This is a genomic window from Anabaena sp. UHCC 0253 (assembly GCF_009712085.1).
Taxonomy (GTDB): Bacteria; Cyanobacteriota; Cyanobacteriia; order Cyanobacteriales; family Nostocaceae; genus Dolichospermum.
The window spans coordinates 480,121-501,731 of the sequence record NZ_VILD01000003.1; the positions used below are offsets into that span (position 1 = coordinate 480,121).

The window sequence follows — 21,611 nt, forward strand, 5'->3', positions numbered from 1 at the left end:
GTATGAAATTGAAAAATCAAAGATTTCAAACCCTTACTCTCTGTGACTCTGCGCCTCTGCGTGAAACAAAATCATACTCTTAATCAGCAACGCCTCATTCCTTTATATGGCTATCAGCAATACGACTAAATCAAGTTTAGGAAAGTTATCAAGATGTTTAATATGAAAACTAAAACCTTTGCAACCATAGACGGGAATGAAGCAGTTGCTAAAGTCGTCTACCAACTAAACGAAGTTATTGCCATTTATCCGATTACACCATCTTCACCCATGGCTGAATGGTCGGATGCTGCTATGAGTGAGGGAAAACCGAACATCTGGGGAAACATTCCCTCGGTGGTACAGTTACAGAGTGAAGGAGGAGTTGCGGGTGCTGTACATGGGGCTTTGCAAACGGGTTCACTGACAACGACATTTACAGCATCTCAGGGATTAATGTTAATGCTCCCTAATATGTATAAGATTGCGGGAGAGCTTACACCTACAGTATTTCATATTGCGGCGCGATCGCTTGCGGCTCAAGCTCTCTCTATTTTTGGAGATCATAGTGATGTCATGGCTACAAGAAGTAGCGGGTTTGCAATGTTGTGCGCTGCTTCTGTGCAAGAAGCCCAAGATTTTGCCCTCATTTCCACACGTGCAACTTTAGAATCACGCATACCTTTCTTACACTTTTTTGATGGTTTTCGCAGCTCTCATGAGATAGATAAAATAGAAATATTCACAACCGAAGACTTACAAAAATTTATTCCCATAGAGTTAGTAATTGCCCATCGTTCACGGGCTTTAACACCTGATAAACCAGTGTTACGAGGTACAGCACAAAACCCAGATGTTTATTTCCAAGCCAGAGAAACAGTAAATTCTTTTTATCAACTTTGTCCAGATATTACTCAACAGGTAATGGATGAATTTGCTGAAAATACAGGGAGAGAATATAAACTATTTGATTATCATGGACACCCAGCAGCAGAAAACATAATTATCCTCATGGGTTCTGGTTGTGAAACAGTCCAAGAAACTGTAGATTATCTCAATCAACAAGGGGAAAAAGTCGGAGTCATAAAAGTGAGATTATATCGTCCTTTTGATACCCAAAGATTTATTAATTCTCTCCCCAAAACTACCCGCAATATTGCCGTTTTAGACAGAACGAAAGAACCAGGTGCAACTGGTGAACCTTTATATATTGATGTTGTTACAGCTTTGGCAGAAAACCAGCTTCACAAAATCAAAGTTGTGGGTGGTAGGTATGGTTTATCATCTAAGGAATTTACACCAGCAATGGTAAAAGCTGTATTTGATAATTTGGAGATAGAAACACCAAAAAATCATTTTACAGTCGGGATTAATGATGATGTCACCTACACCAGTTTAGCATATAATCCCGAATTTAACATTGAAGCAGATAATATAGTGCGAGCAATTTTCTATGGTTTGGGTGCAGATGGTACAGTAGGAGCAAATAAAAACTCCATCAAAATTATTGGTGAAGAAACTGATAATTATGCCCAAGGTTATTTTGTTTACGATTCTAAAAAATCTGGTTCTGTGACAGTTTCACATTTGCGCTTTGGTTCTCAACAAATTCATTCTCCCTATTTAATTACTAAAGCTAATTTTGTCGCTTGTCATCAATGGGAGTTTTTAGAAAAATTTCCGATGTTGAAAGATATTATTCCTGGTGGTACTTTTTTATTAAATTCACCTTATAACAAAGATGAAGTTTGGGATAAATTACCCAGTTCTATGCAAGCGGAGATCATTGACAAAACCTTAGCTTTTATGTTATCAATGCCTACAAAGTCGCACGGGAAGCAGGAATGATTGGTAGAATCAACACAGTTATGCAAGTTTGTTTCTTTGCCATATCTGGTGTTTTACCCAAAGAAGAAGCAATAAACAAAATTAAAAAATCTATCCGTAAAACCTACGGTAATAAAGGCGAAGAAATTGTAGAAATGAATATCCAAGCAGTTAATACAACTTTGGATAATCTCCATGAAATTACAACTAAAGAACTGAAAGAAAAACTGTCATCTGTCACCTGTCAACTGTCACCTCTTCCAGATTATGCACCTGCTTTTGTTCGTGATGTTTTGAGTAAAATGATCGCTCGTGAAGGTGATGATTTACCTGTAAGTGCATTACCTGTAGATGGTACATATCCTACAGGAACATCTAAATGGGAAAAACGCAATATTGCTGAAGAAATACCTGTTTGGGATACCGACGTTTGTATTCAATGTGGTAAATGCGTGATGGTATGTCCTCATAGTGTCATTCGTAGTAAAGTATATGCACCAGAACAATTAGAAAATGCACCGGAAACCTTTAAAAGTGCCAATGCGAGAGAACATAATTGGCATGATTTGAAATTTACTATTCAAGTAGCAGCAGAAGATTGTACTGGCTGTGGTATTTGTGTTGATGTTTGTCCTGCCAAAAATAAAGCCGAACCGCGTAAAAAAGCGATTAATATGGAACTGCAAAAACCATTGCGGGAACAAGAACGAGAAAATTGGGATTTTTTCTTGAGTTTACCAAATCCAGATAGACAGAATTTGCAGTTGAATCATATTAATCAACAACAAATGCAAGAACCGTTGTTTGAGTTTTCTGGTGCTTGTGCAGGATGTGGAGAAACACCCTATATTAAATTAGTAACACAATTATTTGGCGATCGCATGATAGTCGCCAATTCCACAGGTTGTTCATCTATCTATGGTGGTAATTTACCTACTACACCTTGGACAAAAAACGCTGAAGGAAGAGGTCCAGCATGGTCTAATAGTCTATTTGAAGATAACGCCGAATTTGGCTTAGGTTTCCGCGTCTCCATAGATAAACAAGCCGATTTTGCAGCTTATTTACTTCAACAACTTGCACCCCAAATTGGCGAAACTCTTGTCACAGATATCCTCAATGCTGAACAAAAAAATGAAGCGGATATTTATGAACAACGAGAACGGATTTCTATTCTTAAAAGGAAATTGGAAGAGATTATAACCGCAGATGAACACAGATTAACGCAGATAAAAGAGGATAATATCGGCGTTAATCAGCGTTTATCTGCGGTTGAAAATCTTAAATCTCTTGCTGATTATTTAGTGAAAAAGAGTGTTTGGATCATTGGTGGTGACGGTTGGGCTTATGATATTGGTTACGGTGGTTTAGATCATGTAATTGCTAGTGGACGCAACGTTAATATTCTTGTCCTCGACACAGAAGTTTATTCAAATACTGGCGGACAAATGTCCAAATCTACTCCTAAAGGTGCAGTAGCAAAATTTGCCGCAGGTGGTAAACCTACAGCAAAGAAAGATTTAGGTTTAATTGCCATGACTTACGGTAATGTTTATGTTGCTAGTGTGGCTATGGGTGCAAAAGATGAACATACATTAAAAGCATTTCTTGAAGCTGAAGCTTATGATGGACCATCATTAATTATTGCCTATAGTCATTGTATTGCTCACGGTATCAATATGAGTACAGCAATGCAAAACCAAAAAGCCGCTGTAGACTCTGGACGCTGGCTATTATATCGTTATCATCCCGATCGCATTAAACAAGGAAAAAACCCCCTACAACTCGATTCTCGCGCCCCTCACATCCCATTAGAAAATTCCATGTACATGGAAAACCGGTTCAAAATGTTGACTAAAATCAACCCAGAAACAGCAAAAGAACTCCTCAATGAAGCACAAGCTGATGTTAATACTCGTTGGCAAATGTATCAATATTTAGCTGATAGAAAATAAAATAAGTAGGGGCGCAGGGTCTGCGCCCAGTCCGAAATAAATTACCCAATTACCAAATAAATTTATGAACCTAACCACAACATATCTAGGCTTAGAATTAAAATCTCCTTTAGTTCCTTCTGCTTCTCCCCTTTCCGAGGATATTGATAATATTAAATTAATGGAAGATGCTGGTGCTGGTGCAGTTGTTATGCACTCATTATTTGAAGAACAATTAATTTTAGAAAAATACGAACTTCATCATCATCTTACCTATGGAACAGAAAGTTTTCCAGAAGCTTTAACCTATTTCCCTGATATAACTAATTTTCGAGTCGGACCAGAAGAATATTTAGACCATATTCGCAAAGCCAAAGAAACAGTCAATATTCCCATTATCGCCAGTCTCAATGGTTGTTCTGTCGGTGGCTGGACAGAATATGCTACACTCATTCAGGACGCAGGAGCATCTGCACTAGAGTTAAATATTTACTATGTTCCTACAAATCCAGATTTAACAAGTACAGAAATTGAACAGAATTATATTGATATTCTCACATCGGTGAAAGCCGCAGTTACTATTCCTGTAGCTGTTAAACTTAGTCCCTATTTCACTAACACGGCAAATATGGCCAAACGTCTAGACCAATGTGGGGCTGATGGTTTAGTATTATTTAATCGGTTTTATCAACCAGATATTAACGTAGAAACTCTAGAGGTAGAACCCTATGTACTTTTGAGTACACCCCAAGCTATGCGTTTACCTCTGCGCTGGATAGCCATTCTCTATGGTCATATTCAGGGTAGTCTCGCAGCAACCAGCGGTATTCACAATGCCCATGATGTGATTAAAATGCTGATGGTGGGGGCAAATGTAACGATGCTTTGTTCTGTATTATTACGAGAGGGTATTACTCACATTCAGTGTTTAGAAAAAGACTTGCGGGAATGGATGGAAATACATGAATATGACTCTGTACGCCAAATACAAGGTAGTATGAGCCAATTAAACTGTCCTAATCCTAGTGCTTTTGAACGCGCTCAGTATATGCGAGCTTTGCAAACTTATAACCCCAACAGTGGTAGAGTTTATACACCCTTTTAGATGATTGGGGACTGACTTCATATTCTTCTTCAGTGACTCCTTCTTCCTAATTTATGAAAAAACGTATTGGTATTCTTACTAGTGGTGGTGACTGTCCTGGTCTAAATTGTGTGATTCGTGCGGCAGTGAGTCATGCAACCAGGACTTATGATTGGGAAGTGGTGGGTATTCCTTATTCAACTCAAGGTTTGCTAGAGGGAAAAACTGTACCTTTAAGTATACATGGTTGGGATTTGCGGGGTATTGACCCTTTGCTAAATATGGGAGGAACGGTTTTAGGTAGTATTAATAAAGGGGATACTTTAGGTTCTGCTAATGAAATATTAGCCGGTTATGAAGCTATCGGTTTAGATGCTTTAATTGCTGTCGGTGGAGATGGTAGTTTAAATATTATTCATCAATTAGCAGTTTTAGGTAATTGGAATTTAGTTGCTATTCCCAAAACTATTGATCATGATGTGGCGCTGACAGAACGCTCAATTGGCTTTGATACGGCAGTGAATACAGTTGTAGATGCTATTAATCGTCTCACGTTTACGGCTGCTAGTCATGACCGAGTGATGATTATTGAAGTTATGGGACGCACTGCCGGACATTTGGCATTATACTCAGGGATTGCCGGGGGTGCTGATGTGATTTTACTTCCGGAAGTCCCCTATACTATTCAGGGTTTGTGTAATCATCTTACTGAATTGCGCGAACGCTGGCAACGGAAATTTGCCATAGTTGTTGTTGCTGAAGGAATATTTCCTTGTTCAAAAGATATAGATGATGCTGATAATTGTACAACGGCTAAATGTGGTAAAGGTCAATATATTGCCGAACAAATTGCTAATTGTAGTAATCATCTGATTGATACTAGAGTTTCTGTATTAGGACATATTCAACGTGGTGGTATACCCTCAGCTTTAGATCGACTTACTGCTACTATGTTTGGTAAGGTTGCAGTTGATTTAATTGCCCAAGAAAAATATGATCAAATGTTAGCTTGGCAAAATGGGCGAGTTGTCAATTTCCCTATTCAAGATGTTATAGATAAAAATCCCTCTCTTGTTAATCCTCATGGTGATTTAGTCCAAACCGCTCGTTCTTTAGGCATTTATGTTGGTGAATAGCGATCTGAATAGACCTAACAACCTGATAAATCAGGCGTTGCTGATAGCCTGCGTGGCGAAGCCATATTGAGGTATGAAATTCCTAAATTGAATCTTTAAAACTCTTACCTTTGCGTCTTTGCGCCTTTGCGTGAGACTAAAATTCATACCGTTAATCAGCAACGCCATAAATCAATGGTTTAAAGGCTATTCAAGATTGATCATGTGTATATTTGAACGTTGATACTATAGCGGTTATCGGTAGGATGCAATACAATCGAGGGCGCAGACCCTGCGCCCCTACAGGGTTTGCGATTGGGTGACTGTATCTCACCAAGAGTGCATACTGCTATATGAAAAATGATCAGGAATCAATTAGGGAATAGTTTATTTTTTGGAAGTCCCTAATTGATATGTTTTCTATTCTTTAATTCCTGGTTTCCTTAAAAGAAGCTAACCACTCTCTCATTTGTTCTTGGGCAACATCACGTCCACCTAAACCAAAGGCTAAGGCAATAGCGACAGCGATCGCACCAAATAACAGACCAAAGGCTAAATTCACGATATCGGGAGCAATCCCAATTTGTTGGAGTGCCATCGCTGAAACTAAGGCAATAATTGCAATCCGCGCTACTTGAGCTAAAACTCTAGCTTGGGAATTACCAGAACTGCTAATAATACTAAAAGCTAGATTTGCCAAAAATAAACCAATGGCAAATACCACCAATCCCGCTAAAATTCGTCCCAAGATAATGACAATACCCATTACCAATGCTGTCAGAGCAGGAATATTGAGAATATTTACTGCTGCTACAGTTGCAAACAGCATGATACCGACTAGTACAATAATTCCCGCTACTTCTGAAGGTGTACGGCTGACCGTTACAACTGAAGTGGGTTCTTCTGAATAAACCACTTGTCTTCTGACTGAGGGCAAACCCAGAATAGTGAAAATATTGTTAAAGCCTAAGCTGGTCAGAATAGTTGTCACTAACTCCGAGACAAACTTACCCAGAAAATAAGCAACAATTAAAATTCCTGCTGCTGTGAAAATACTCGGCAAGGTATTAAGAACTTGTTGCAGCATCACAATTGCTGGTGCAGAAATCGCCTCAATTTGGAGAGTATTAAGTGCGGCGATCGCTACAGGAATCAAAATCAAAATATAGACAATTGTGCCGATAATATTTGATAAAGATTGCCCCCCTGTAGATGAAGATAGTCCTAACCTTCTCCCCAGATCATCAATTCCAGTTGTATGTAATAAATTAGTGACAATCCGCTGGACAATATTCGCTATAAACCAACCAATTGTCCCAATGAGAATTGCTGCGAAAATGTTGGGTAGAATGGAAAGAATCTCTATAGTTAAAACTTGTACTGGTTGTAATGCCGTCTGAAGCCCCAATGTTTCCAGAAATAAGCCCAGAAACAATAAAAAGATGAACCAATATAAAGCATTCCCAATGGTCTCACTCAGAGACAATTGATTTGTGCTGGGTGTACCATCTTGGGTTTCTTCCCGCAGCCGTTCATCTAGTCGCAAAGTATCTAATGCTCTTACAGTCAATAGCTTCACGATAGTCGCTAAAAACCAAGCCACACCCAAAATTATACCTGCACCAACTATCTGGGGCAAAAAGCCAATCAGTTGATCGAGAAAACTATTAAGTGGTCGAGAAGCTACTTCTAAACCCAGGTTCTGTAAAACAGCCACGACTGTCAACAGAAATATACTCCAAAAAACTAGCCCAGAGATTAATTTTTCAATCTGAGGAGTATCCTCACGACCAGTCATCCCAGAGGCAATCCGGTTATCTATGTTTGTCCGATTGAGGATTCCTTCTACTGCTTTGGCTGCGATCGCTGCAATGAGCCAACCAACTAACAAAATCGCCGCAGAACCCAGTAAACGGGGAATAAACAGAATTAGCTGTCCGACAACTCCGGGAACATTAGTAACTCCTGGGTTGACTTCTGCTCTATCAGTGGGAAAGTTCGATGACTGTGCTAAAAATTGCTGTACCCTGTTCGACAAACCAACTCCTGTCAACTGGGTTATTCCTTGCCAAGTTGTATTCATCGTTTTTCAATATTTTAAGTTTTTGGTGGAAACACTAGATACAATCAAGTGAGTGTATGTGTTGAGTTTTTTGAATTAATTTCTAATTTGGGCAAGATATTTTCTGTCAAAAATAAATCATTTTTTTAATTACATGGTAGATTTTCGTAACCCATCATACTATACAGAAATCTCCATCTCAAACAAAACGTCTAAAAGATAGATTTATTTTTTGCCCGCATTGCTGCTAAATGCAATAATAACTGTAAATTTAAGCTATAAAATCCTGAAATTTGTCGGTATTAATTTTGGCTATAAGTCCCTAACCACCACAATGGTGAAAATTAATAGATGGACAACTGCAACTACTGAAATTTAGATTACCAATAAATTATTGATTACATCCTCACTAGGATAGATAAATCTGTACAAGCAGTTGCAGTTAGTATTTTTCCTATTTTGTCCAAGTAGGGGCGAAGCATTCGGGCGATTAATTATCGGTTTTTTCCCAAGTAGGGGCGAAGCATTCGGGCGATTAATTATCGGTTTTTTCCCAAGTTTATTTTCCGAATGCTTCGCCCTTACACCGAATGCTGATGCTTCCATCTCCCGTCAGGGATACGCCCTTACCAATCCTGACTCCTAGCCCTAACAACTAAACTCCCGTTAATACAAAATGTAATTTTTCTAGTAATTCTTGATTTGTGTAGGGTTTTGATAAAATATCTGAAACTTGGATTTCATTATCTGGTTCTAACATCTTGTGGTTATTGAGTCCACTACAAGCAATTATTTGGACTTGGGGATTGATTTTTTTTTAAGACGCGAATAGCCGCTGTTCCATCCATTTCTGGCATCATCATATCCATTAAGACTACTTTAATTTGCTCTTGGTGTTGGGCATAAAGAGCGATCGCTTCCATGCCATTTTTAGCAGTCAGGGTTTGATAATTATAGTTTTCTAAAATGGTTTTTGTAACTTCACAAATTTGCATTTCATCATCTACTATTAAAATTAACTCTCCCGTTCCTTGAAACAGGTCATGATTTTCAGGTTCTAATGGTGGAACTTCTTGGAGTACCGATGGTAAAAATATCTGAAATTTACTACCTCTATCAACTTGACTAGCTACATCAATAAACCCCTTATGACTTTGAATAATTCCTAATACTGTTGATAGTCCTAATCCTGTTCCTTGACCAATATCTTTAGTAGTAAAAAATGGCTCAAAAATTCTCTCTAATACTTGCGGTGGCATTCCCATGCCTGTATCTGTAACACTAATAACAATATAATTTCCCACTCTAGCATTACAATTTATCCGCGTCATTTCTTCATCAAGATACAAATTCCCCGTAGCAATAGAAAGATCACCACCATTGGGCATAGCATCAGCAGCATTAACAACTAAATTCATTAATACTTGATGTAGTTGGGTTTTATCTCCAGAAACTGTTGATAATTTCGGATGCAGATGGGTATAAAATTTGATAGATTTAGAAAATGTTTGTTGAGCAAGCTGTATAATATCCCTAATCAAATCATTAACTTGTAAAGTGATATATTTACCTTCTACTCCTCTAGCAAAAGATAACAATTGTCTAACTAAAGCTGCCCCTTGTTTAGCATTATTCTCAATGATTGTCAGCATTTGCTGATGATGATCTTTATCTTTACCAAATCTACCTTTCAGGAATTGAGCAGAACCTAAAATTGGTGTCAAGATATTATTGATATCGTGGGCAATCCCACCAGCTAAAGTACCGATACTTTCCAATCTTTGAGCGCGGAGAAATTGCTCTTCTAACTGTTTTTTTTCTGTAATATCAGTATCTACTGTCAGAATAGATTTAGGTTGATCATCTCCATCTAACATCAATGTCCAGCGACTTTGGACAATAATTTCCTGCCCTGATTTTGTCTGCTTGTGTAACTCACCCTGCCAAATTCCAGATTTAACTACAGTGTTTAGAGCAACTATTTCTTGTTCACAGGAAATTGAATGATAAAAAATATCTCTAATATTCTTACCTAAAACTTCTTCTCTTAGCCAACCATACATCCTGTAAGCGCCTTGATTCCAAAAGAGAATTTGAGCTTGGAAATCTCGCACAAAAATTCCATCAGTAGCAATATCTAAAAGAGCAGCTTGTTCATAGATTTGTTGTTCTATTAGCTTGCGTTCGGAAATGTCCTTAGTTGTGCCAATCATCCGTTTTGGCTTTCCAGTTTCGTCATAGTAGACTTTACCTGTGGCACTTAACCAATGTATACTACCATCACGCCACACTACTCGATGCTGACAGTTGAAAATAGCTCTTTCCTGAATAGCGTAATTTACACGTTCACGAAAATATTCGCGGTCTTCAGGATAGATTAAACTGAGAAAGTCCTCAATATTGGGACACTGGGTATGACTAGGTAAACCATACATTGGCCCCATATTATGAGACCAAAGGGTTTTATTGCTTTGGATATGCCAATCCCATATTCCTGTATTACCCGCTTCCATTGCTAAACTGAGTCGTTCTTCACTTTCTTCTAATGACTCTTGCATCTTTTGACGTTCCATGATTTCCTGCTGCAACCGCGCATTGGCAACTACTAATTCTGCTGTGCGTTCTGCAACCCGTTTTTCTAAGACATCGCTATCTTCCCGTAGTGCGATTTCTATTTGTTTGCGATCGCTAATATCAAATATTGACCATATACAACCAGTCCGGTTGCCTTCACTATCAAACAGAATATTTACTCTCACATTACCAGGAAAAGGTGAACCTTTGCGAGGCTGGAAACACATTTCCCATTCATCTATATGCTGCAATTTTAACAACCGGGATACACATTCAGGACGATATTGTTCGGCAATGAAAATTACCAATGGTTTGCCAATTAGATATTGTTTAGGTACACATAGCAAAGATGCTGCTGTATGATTAGCTTCCTGAATAACACCTAAAGCATCAGTTACCAAATAACCATTTGGGGCAAATTCAAATAGATTTTGATATCGCTGTCGCTCTGCTTCTGTTGTGTCACGAGAAAAGATCAGTTGTTCATTTTGTTGTCGCAGTTCCTCTTCCACAATTTGCAATTCTTCTAAAGTTTCCTGAAGTATATCTTTAATTCCTACACTATAAGCGACCTGTTTTTCTAACCATCTTTGTAAATAATTATAAGCTTGCCAACGAATGACTTCCAATTCTTGATTAATTGGTTTGTGTTCTGTTTCTGAACTGGTAAAATGTTCCTGTAATGCCTCAGTTACACCAACTATTGCTTCTAAATCTAATGATTGAATGAGACGTTTCTTGCTAACAATACCTATTAGCATCTCTTCGTCATCTACTATTGGCAAATGCTGAATAAAATACTCCTCAAACAGTGAGAAGGCTGTCAGAATATGCTCAGATACTGAATGTTTAAGAGTAATTGGTGGCTGAGTCATCACCTGGGATATTTTCACCTCTGATAGGTTGATACCCAAAGCAATGACTCTCAGGACATCTTTAAGAGTAAATATTCCTTGTAACTGTTTTTCTTCTACTATTAAAGCATAGTCGTTTGTTTCCCGAATTTGGTCGTTAGCTATGATGCTATTTTCTTGTTCTTGATTCATCAAATTTATAGCATCTATAACAAAACTATCAGGATTAATAATTAAGGGAGAATAATTAATAATTTGATGTAAGTTAGGTAGATTAATTAGTCGCTGATTAAATCCGGAAGCTAATGTATTCAATGGACTAATCTGTTCAGTAGATGATGATCTAACTAAATTCATATTTATAAAACTCTGCAAATCACTAATTAATTAAAGATGGCAGGTATATAGCATTTCCTAGTCTAATAAAGTAGAAATTTATCGGCGTTTATCTGCGGTTAATTCTTTCTTCTTGTACCTGACTAAAATGGGAATTGGTATATATGAAAGTTGGTAATAAAATTAGGTCACATACTTTTATTAAGTAGGTTGGCGTTAAAAATTTTTGTAGGGGCAAGGCAGGGGCAGAGAGTAGGGAGTAGGGAAAAAAAGGGTTTCAGCCCTATTTACTTTTCCTCACACATTTTGGTGATCTCACATCCAGCTACTTAATTTATTTAGTGCAATGTAACACAGCCATAAAATCCATACGGATACAATTAAATTTTCAAGCGTTTAATTAAATTATATATTCTTTTGAGTATATACAAACTTTTATTTTTGTAACTATTGGGATATACCAAAATCCCAATGAATTCCTGTAATTTTGTGCCACGGACTTGGAAATATTGATTAGATATCTCCAGAAATTAAATTTGCGTTATCCACAACCCTTGTAGAGACGTTCCTTATGTAGGGATTCTCGGCTCTACATTCTTTTTTGGAGATGTTTATTCTCAATATTGCTAGGTAAGTCACTGGTGAGAAGGAGAGATTCACCGCGAAATATCCGTTGTTTGGGAGTGGGGATAATGGCACACTAAATCCATACCATAATTCTAACTCGATGGTGATAAAGTGCGTCGCCAAATAAATCTTCAGTATTTTCTTGAAGTATGCGATCGCCTTCAAAAAATACGTCTAAAGGTAGATGACAGGAAACAGGGAATAGGGGAGAAAAATCGGATCTTGTCTCTTACCTCTTCACTGTCACCCTTCGGGTTCACCAGTCGCTCATGGGGGAAACCCCCAAGACCGCGCTGGTTCACCTGTCACCCATTAATAATTGTCAATTGTCAATTGTCAATTATCAATTACTTATTCCCCTTTTTCTGCTGAAGCAATTTCTAACATTGTCTTAATGACAGAATCAGGGTTGAGACTAATAGAATCAATGCCTTGTTCAACAAGGAAACGAGCAAATTCTGGATAATCGCTAGGTGCTTGTCCACAGATGCCTATTTTGCGTCCATGTTGTTTGACAGTAGCGATCGCTTTTGCTATTGTTCGTTTTACAGCTTCATTGCGTTCATCAAATAAATGTGCCACTAATTCAGAATCTCGATCTAATCCTAAGGTTAATTGAGTCAAATCATTAGAACCTATCGAGAAGCCGTCAAAGATTTGGCTAAATTCATCAGCTAGTAAGACGTTACTAGGTAACTCGCACATAACGTAAACTTCTAAGCCATTTTCACCTTGAACCAAGCCATTTTTGGACATTTCTGCTAATACCCGTTTTCCTTCTTCGGGAGTGCGACAGAAAGGAACCATGAGAATCATATTGGTTAAACCCATATCATCCCTTACCCGTTTCATGGCTTGACATTCTAGGGCAAAACCTTCACGATAACGAGGATCATAGTAGCGAGAAGCACCACGCCAACCAATCATCGGGTTTTCTTCTTTGGGTTCAAATTGTCTACCACCCAAGAGGTTTGCATATTCATTACTCTTGAAATCAGACAACCGAACAATGACGGGTTTGGGATAAAAAGCTGCGGCTATTGTGCCTATACCTTGTGCCAATTTAGAAACAAAGAATTCAGCTTTATTTTCATATTCTGCTGTTAATTCGCTAATTTTATATTTGGCCAGTTCATCGTCTAATTTGTCAAAATGTAATAATGCTAAAGGATGAGCTTTAATTTGGTTAGCAATGATAAATTCCATTCTCGCTAAACCAACACCGTCATTAGGAATTGCTGTTAAACCTAAAGCTTCCTCTGGATTCCCCACATTCATCATAATTTTAGTGCGGGTACGCGGCAAATTATCTAAAGGTAATTCTTGAATTTCAAAGTTTAATAATCCTGCATAAACTTGACCTGTTTCCCCTTCCGCACAACTAACAGTTACCTCTTGTCCAGTTTCTAAAACTGTAGTTGCATTTCCACAACCAACTAAGGCTGGTATGCCCATTTCTCTAGCAATAATTGCTGCGTGACAGTTACAAACAACTACAGGAGTATATTTATCCGTAAAAACCAGATAATTATGATGATCCGCAACAGTAATATTATAAACTTCAGCGTCTACTGCATCTGCAACTTTAACAACTCGTTGCATTCGGAAATCACCTTTTAAAATGTCTGCAAATTGACTTATTTCACCCAGTTGTTTATCGGAAATCAATAAGTTCTTATCTTTTCTAAGTTTGATTTCTCCGGTAACATTGTTAGCAAATAGTTGATTAGTAGCAAAAAACCGGGTTTGAATAATTCGGGGATTAATATCTCCTTTGACTCGTTGGGTATATTCTAAAATTTGCTCTAATTTTTCTACAATTTGGACATTGTAGATATGACGATTTTTGGTAACTTGAGGAACAGTATTGATTTTTAAACAAGCAATAATGACAGCTTGTAGTAAATTCTCTTCCGAGATATAGATGTTAATGCGATTATTAGCATAGCAGCCATCACCATCAATCACACCTCCTAAGAAGTGATAAGCAACTTCTGAAGTATTTTCTAGGAGAATTTGAGTAATCTGTTGTTCTTTTTCTTTTAAGTCGTAAGCTATAGCTTTAGAATAAACACGATAAGCTGTAGCTTGTCCTTTTACTTGTTTTCCTCGGATATAACCTGAAGATACTGCTTTCTCACAAGGAGTAAAAGATTTACCATAAACAGCATTCATTTTGTCATTCATAGTAGCTATGAATGCTTGTTTTTCTGGTAAACATTTTTGAATAAACTGGACTTCCCCATGAGTTCGACTAGTGTAAATTGAACCGTCTGTGATGATTCCCCCAATCAGATAAGCTAAATCCGCTTCTTGATTTTTGTTGTCACCTAATACGGGAATATTCTGAGATACAAGCACCATTTCCTGAGTATCTAACATTTCTTGAATCTCAGTTTTGGTATATTCACCATTCCGCAGATTGACCATTTTATGATCAGGAGTTAATCGCAGGATATTATCTGTGACTCTCCCAGTTTGAGATACACTCACACCAATTGTTTTAGATGTCCGTTTCATGGCATCTGTAATGGGTTTCCATTCCATTTGATGGGTTTTGGTGTTGAGGGCTAAAGTTGATAATCCTTGATATCCTTGTTCATAAATCTGCCCAATGGTCATAAAACCTTGATTGGTGAGAATTTTTGTTTCTCCATCAAAACAAGTCCGTCCCCCAGAGTTAGTGACAATAGCACTAGCTTTTTTCATAATCGGTTCCCAGTCTGGATCTGTGCGGTTAGTAACTAACACTTCTCCGGCTTGGAATTGATTGATTTGATGTACGTCAAGAATCACTCTGGCTTTACCTTGACCAATCATTTCGCCAACGCTACGACCTGTTAATAAAACTTGACTTTTTTCTTTAAGTTGATAAGTTCTGAGAACAGTTTTTGATTTTTGAGATTGAACTGTTTCTGGTCTAGCTTGAACGATAAATAATTCACCAGTTACGCCATCTTTTGCCCATTCAATATCCATTGGTGTTTCCATCCCACGGACTTGGGAATAATGATCTTCAATTATACAAGCCCATTTGGCGAGTTGTAAAATTTCTTGGTCATTAAGGGCAAATTGACCGCGTTCTGATTCGGGAACGGGGATGTTTTTGGTTAATTTTGACCCACCAAGGTCATAAACCATTTTTATTTCTTTTGTCCCCAAACGTTTTTGGAGAATAGGTTTATATCCTTGTGTTAAGGTTGGTTTAAATACTAAATATTCATCTGGGTTAACTGCACCTTGAACTACGTTTTCACCTAAACCATAAGCAGCGGTAATTAAAGCAGCATCTTTAAAGCCTGTTTCGGTGTCAATGGAGAACATTACGCCAGAAGATGCTAAATCAGAACGTACCATTTTTTGGACACCGACTGATAATGCGACTTCAAAATGATCAAAACCTTTAATTTGTCGGTAAGAAATGGCGCGGTCTGTAAAGATAGAAGCAAAGCATTTATGGCAAGATTCTAAGACGCTTTGGAGTCCATGTACATTCAGGTATGTTTCTTGTTGTCCTGCAAAACTTGCATCTGGTAAATCTTCGGCTGTAGCACTAGAACGAACAGCGACATCCGTATTAATACCGTATTCTTGACATAAACTTTGATATGATCGAGCGATCGCTTCTTGTAATTCTAACGGAAATGGTGTTTCTAACATCAATGATCTGGCTTGTTTGCCACATTCCCGCAGGTTATCCATATCTTCGACATCTAACTCTGCAAAAATCTTTCTCAGTTTGGCTTCTAAACCAGCACCAGTAATAAAGTATCTATAAGCATAAGCTGTTGTCGCAAATCCCGTGGGAACTTTCACCCCTTTGGGACCGAGTTGTTGAATCATTTCCCCTAAAGAGGCGTTTTTGCCACCTACTAAGGGAATATCTGCAATTCCCACCGAGTTAAAGTGTAATACTAAAGCTTCTTGGGTAACTTGGTTATTTTCTTGGTTGCGTGTAATTTCTAGCATATTCTGAGATTCCTTAAATATTGTTATTTAATTCAGAACCTTTGGGTGAGTTGCTTTTTTCCTTACCCACTATTTTTATACACTGAGATTTTGAGGATCTTGTGAGGAATATATAGAAGGGAATAGGGAACAATCTCTACCTGGCACTTGCTTTAATTTTTGTTAACGTAGCCTCTTGGAAAAAAGCATTTTAAATTGCCTACGATGAGTTTAGTTTAGATTGTAAACAAATGTAGAGGCAATATAGCGAAATATTACGTAATATATTGTTCCTATAAGCATCCTCACAAGTTCCTCATATTTGAGAGTTAAACTCTAAGGAATATACATAACAAGTTTTAATGACTCTCAATTCATTACATAACTACATTACTAGCCGAGCATTTTTAATAAAAGGATGTTTAACTACTATGCCTCACTGCCCTTGTTGTTCCGACTCGCTTTTACATCACATCCGTGGTGCTGAATCTTACTGGTTTTGCCGGAGTTGTTGGCAAGAAATGCCCGTATTAGCCTTGCGTCATACTGCTGAGATACCAAAACCTATTTTAGCAAAACTAGTGAAAAAAGTCTTTACATCAGAACATAGTCTGAGTTCTTATCATTTCAGTCAACAAAATTCTTTACAATCTATATTAGAAGCCAAGTGGGAAAAAGAGTTGGCGTTGCTGAATTAGGGTATGAAATTCAAAAATCAATGATTTCAAACTCTTACTCTCTGTAGACTCTGCGCCTCTGCGTGAAACAAAATCATACTCTTAATCAGCAACGCCAAAGAGTTATATAACGTTTCCACAAATTAGCATTTGTGATGATTAGAACTCCCTAACTAAAGCTGTATTACCAAATCTGACTTAAATCCAGAATAAATCCAGGTAATAAATTCTCACCAGTTAAGGTTTGGGGGTTATCTAATTCTTCAACAACACAATCAGGACGATAAATAAATACTTTGCGTTGTTTTCTATCAATTAACCATCCTAATTGTGTACCATTATCTATATATTCTTGCATCTTTTCTTGCAGAATCTTTAAGTTATCAGTTTCTGAACGCAATTCAATGATAAACTCAGGACAAATAGGTGCAAATTTTTTTCTTTGTTCTGTTGGTATTGCTTCCCATTTTGTGCGATTTATCCAAGCTGCGTCAGGAGAACGGACTGCACCATTGGGTAATGTAAAACCACCACTAGAACCAAATCCTACTCCTGTACCATTTTGCTTTGTCCAAATACCTAATTCACCAATTAAATTAAAGTTACGTTCACCTGTTTCTGAATCTGTAGGTGACATAATTAATAAATCTCTAAATTGATTACGTTCAATTCTTAAATCACGGTTTAATTGACAAAACTCAAAAAATTGCTCATCACTTCTGATAATATTTGGTTGCATTTTCAAAACCATTGGTAAAATTTCTAAAGCTACAGATAATTGTGTGGTCATAATAATTAAAGATGGTAATGAAGGTTTATTTGCAGTTGCACAAAATCCAGATTCCCGACTTCTTGATTATATTATAAATAAATTATAAATTAATGACAGAAGTCGGGGATATTATGGTTCTAGAACTCTCCAGCTAAAGCGGGAACACATCTTTCACAAAGTAAAGGATGTTCTGCTGACTCCCCTACATGGGTAGAATAATTCCAACAGCGATCGCACTTGTGATAAGATTTCCCTTCATGCTCATAGTCTGCGGCATTAACTACCCCAATATCCCAATTATCTTCACCTTGAACTCGCAGGGTTTTTAATCCTTTTAATGCGTCAGGAGAATCTAATAATTGCACCTCAGAGGTTAGGAACAAATACCGCAATTCATCTACTCCATTACCGCTAACAGGGTTAAAAGCTTGGATAGCTGTATGAAAACTTTCATGTCCCAAGTAAGACGCAACAGGTAGCTTAACAGGTTCCATATAAATCAGCACTTTTGCTTCTAAAGACGAACCAATCATTTTTTCTACCCTAGCCTGTTCTAACACCTTGTTAACATCGGTGCGAAGTTGCCGCAATTTCTCCCAAGTTTCAATTCGCACTTGTGCTTTTCTAGCTTCTGCATCATCTTCTGGATATGTCCATTTTTTCTCCAACTGTACCCAACCAGCTTGAAACACTGATTTATAGGGTGTTTCGTAAGGTAGATGTTGCCAAATATCCTCAGCCATATGACACAAAACAGGTGCGATCGCTTTCGCTAAATTCTCCAAAGCAATTTGCAAAACTGTTTGACAACTACGACGGCGGAAAGCATTCTTAGAACTAATATACAGTCTATCCTTCGCAATATCTAAATAGAAGTTAGACAAATCAACAATGCAGAAATTTTGCACCGTTTGGAAAAAGCGCGATAGTTGGAGAGGTTTAAAAGCTTCTTGTTCTTCTCCTTTTATATCAAAAGCGGCTGTGACTTCTGTAAAAACTTCCCGTATGCGGTGCAGCATATACTTATCCAAATCTGGCAAATCTTCAAAAGCTACAGCATCTTTGAGAGGATCAAAATCATGCAAACTCCCCAATAAAAACCGCGCTGTGTTGCGAATCTTATTTCTGACATCCGCTAATTGCTTGATGATATTACCACCCAACCGCACATCACCAGAATAATCAACCGAAGAAACCCACAACCGCAAAACATCCGCACCATAAGCGGGTTGTTGTTTTTGGTTAGTCCCACCTTGAATCATCAATTGAGGATCTACCACATTCCCCACCGATTTGCTCATTTTTCGTCCATTTTCATCCAAGACGAAACCATGAGTTAACACAGTTTTATAAGGTGCAATGCCATTAACCGCGACACTGGTTAACAAAGAAGATTGAAACCAACCGCGATGTTGGTCAGAACCTTCCAAATACATATCAGCAGGATAGCATAACTCCGGTCTTTGCTTCGCCACAGCCGCCCAAGAAGAACCAGAATCAAACCAGACATCCATTGTATCTGTACCTCTGCGGTAACTCTTGCCATTATGACGATATGTTTCCGGTAACAAATCTGCCACCGACAACTCCCACCAAGCATCAGAACCCTTTTCGGCAATGATAGCTTGAACGTGATTAATCGTGTCCGCATTCAGCAAAACTTCCCCAGTCGCTTCATCATAAAACACGGGAATCGGCACACCCCAAGAACGTTGACGAGAAATACACCAATCGGATCTTTCTGCTATCATCGGCGTGATGCGGTTTTCACCTTGAGCAGGAATCCAACGCACAGATGAAATAGCCGTTAAAGCATCTTCCCGAAAACCAGCCACAGAAGCAAACCATTGTTCAGTAGCGCGGAAAATCGTCGGTTTCTTCGTTCTCCAATCATAAGGATACTTGTGAGGATAAGCTTCCTCCTTCAACAGAGAACCCGCTTCCTGCAAAGCATCAATAATCGCTTGATTACCATCGCCCAACACATTCAAGCCAGAAAACTTACCAGCTTCATCAGTAAAATTACCACTATCATCAACAGGAGCAAGAATCGGTAAACCGTAACGCTGACCAACAATATAGTCCTCTTGACCATGACCAGGAGCAGTATGAACCAACCCAGTCCCCGACTCAGTAGTGATATAATCACCACCAACCACCACCGGACTTTCACGGTCAAAAAGAGGATGACGGTAAATAGTCCCTTCCAAATCCTGACCAGAGAATTTGGCTTTTACCGTTAACTCAGCATTCAAAATCTCTCCCAAACGCCCCACCAACTCAGCCGCAACAATCAGATATCTGCATCCTCTCTGTGCCTCTGCGTCTCTGCGTGAGACCTCCACCACCGCATACTCCAACGCACCATTCACAGCCACAGCCAAATTACCGGGAATAGTCCAGGGAGTAGTAGTCCACACAGCCACGCCCAAATCAGGCAAGAAGCTATCTAAACTAGCTTTTAACCCTTCCGCAACCTTCTGCACCGGAAAAGCCGCGTAAATACTGCGGGAAACGTGACCTTCAGGATATTCTAACTCAGCTTCTGCCAAAGCGGTTTTAGAACTAGGACTCCAATGCACAGGCTTTAAACCGCGATAGATATAACCTTTGAGGAACATTTCCCCAAAAACGCCAATTTGCGCGGCTTCGTATTCTGGTTTTAAGGTTAAATAAGGATTTTCCCAATCACCCCAAATCCCATAGCGTTTAAAGCTTTCTCGTTGTTCATCAACCGTCTTCAGTGCAAACTCTTTCGCTTTTTGACGCAATTGCAAAGGAGTGAGATTTTGCCGTTCTGCCTGTTTCATATTTTGCAGAACTTTCAACTCAATTGGCAACCCGTGACAATCCCATCCTGGAACGTAGCGAATTTTACGACCTTGGAGCAAATGGTAGCGGTTAATAATATCTTTGAGAATCTTATTTAAAGCATGACCAATATGCAACTGACCGTTAGCATAGGGAGGACCATCGTGGAGTATAAATAATTCGCCGGGGTTGTTTTCAGCCAGTTGAGAATAAATGTTGTTTTCTTCCCAGAATTTTTGGATTTCGGGTTCGCGCTTAATGGCGTTTGCCCGCATATCGAAGTTAGTCTTGGGTAAGTTGACGGTATCTTTGTATTTTCCAGTTTCGGTCACAGTTTCATGCCTAAATGTAGGTGTGCAGGTTATCCGATCAATTATAAATCGTAGCGACTGTCTTGATTGTCAAGCGATCGTAAAGGAAAAATTTAAAGTCTAGGAAAAAAGTCAGAAAATAGAGGAGAAAAACAAAGCAGAACAAAACAGGTAAATTATAGATTGCCATAAATTACCAAACAAGATTGCAGGTATAAAAACGATAGTGAAACTTTATGCAGAAATTGGTTGTGAGTCGTGAGAAACAGACCAGGGAAGATGATCTCGAATCATCGCATTTAAAATGACTAACATTTTATGAACACAAGCAGTAATGGCTAATTTTTTGGGTTTACCACGTTCAACCAGGCGTTCATAAAAAGTTTTGATAACAGGATTATGACGCATAGCAACAACAGCACCCATATAAAGAATGGCACGAACATGGGCGCGACCACCATTAATCATGCGCTTACCTTTATGCTGTCCACTATCGTGATTAATTGGCGCAACACCAACTAGGCGAGAGATTTGCTTGGCAGTTAATTGACCTAATTCTGGTAAGTCAGAAACTAAGGTGGTTGAAATAACTTGACCAATACCAGGAGTAGTTTTGAGTAGATTGACTTTATCAATCCATTGTTGATTATTTTGGGTCAATGTCTCAATTTCTTGATTGAGTTGTTGAAGACGTTGCTCC

Annotated in this window: 9 protein-coding genes and 1 pseudogene; 4 read left to right on the forward strand and 6 right to left on the reverse strand. The window is 38.4% G+C overall.

The window, feature by feature from the left end; genetic code table 11:
- Positions 1-162 precede the first annotated feature (162 nt).
- The 3 genes and pseudogenes from nifJ (at position 163) to FJR38_RS10420 (ending at position 5,960) form a co-directional block, all read left to right on the forward strand.
- A pseudogene (gene nifJ, locus FJR38_RS10410) lies at positions 163-3,761 on the forward strand (pyruvate:ferredoxin (flavodoxin) oxidoreductase).
- Positions 3,762-3,825: 64 nt separating this feature from the next.
- Positions 3,826-4,845 (forward strand): dihydroorotate dehydrogenase-like protein, encoded by a 1,020-nt coding sequence (locus tag FJR38_RS10415; protein WP_168536884.1) that lies wholly within the window; start codon positions 3,826-3,828, stop codon positions 4,843-4,845.
- A gap of 53 nt (positions 4,846-4,898) precedes the next feature.
- A complete protein-coding gene (locus FJR38_RS10420; RefSeq protein ID WP_168536886.1) occupies positions 4,899-5,960 on the forward strand; it encodes an ATP-dependent 6-phosphofructokinase in 1,062 nt (353 codons plus the stop codon).
- A gap of 406 nt (positions 5,961-6,366) precedes the next feature.
- Here the strand turns inward: FJR38_RS10420 and FJR38_RS10425 are convergent, their stop codons facing one another.
- The 3 genes from FJR38_RS10425 to ppsA all read right to left on the reverse strand — a co-directional run bounded on the left by FJR38_RS10425 (position 6,367) and on the right by ppsA (position 16,361).
- Positions 6,367-8,022 (reverse strand): mechanosensitive ion channel, encoded by a 1,656-nt coding sequence (locus tag FJR38_RS10425; RefSeq protein ID WP_168536888.1) that lies wholly within the window; start codon positions 8,020-8,022, stop codon positions 6,367-6,369.
- A 758-nt stretch (positions 8,023-8,780) separates the two neighbouring features.
- Positions 8,781-11,786 (reverse strand): PAS domain S-box protein, encoded by a 3,006-nt coding sequence (locus FJR38_RS10430; RefSeq protein ID WP_371418172.1) that lies wholly within the window; start codon positions 11,784-11,786, stop codon positions 8,781-8,783.
- 957 nt (positions 11,787-12,743) lie between these two features.
- Positions 12,744-16,361 carry a phosphoenolpyruvate synthase gene (gene ppsA / locus FJR38_RS10435; RefSeq protein ID WP_168536890.1) on the reverse strand — a complete coding sequence of 1,206 codons (3,618 nt, stop codon included), beginning with the start codon at positions 16,359-16,361 and terminating at the stop codon, positions 12,744-12,746.
- A gap of 410 nt (positions 16,362-16,771) precedes the next feature.
- On the opposite strand from ppsA, the gene FJR38_RS10440 reads away from it, so the two are divergent.
- A complete protein-coding gene (locus tag FJR38_RS10440; protein ID WP_217360012.1) occupies positions 16,772-17,038 on the forward strand; it encodes a hypothetical protein in 267 nt (88 codons plus the stop codon).
- A 163-nt stretch (positions 17,039-17,201) separates the two neighbouring features.
- Here FJR38_RS10440 and FJR38_RS10445 read toward each other — a convergent pair whose 3' ends face one another.
- The 3 genes from FJR38_RS10445 to FJR38_RS27710 form a co-directional block, all read right to left on the reverse strand.
- Entirely contained in the window at positions 17,202-17,807 is a 606-nt protein-coding gene (locus FJR38_RS10445) for a Uma2 family endonuclease (protein ID WP_168536892.1), read from the reverse strand.
- A 119-nt stretch (positions 17,808-17,926) separates the two neighbouring features.
- Positions 17,927-20,932: an isoleucine--tRNA ligase gene (gene ileS, locus FJR38_RS10450; RefSeq protein WP_168536894.1), complete on the reverse strand. Its 3,006-nt coding sequence runs from the start codon at positions 20,930-20,932 to the stop codon at positions 17,927-17,929.
- Between the two features lie 213 nt (positions 20,933-21,145).
- The coding region (locus FJR38_RS27710) for a transposase (protein ID WP_217360000.1) at positions 21,146-21,611 on the reverse strand (466 nt) is incomplete at its 5' end.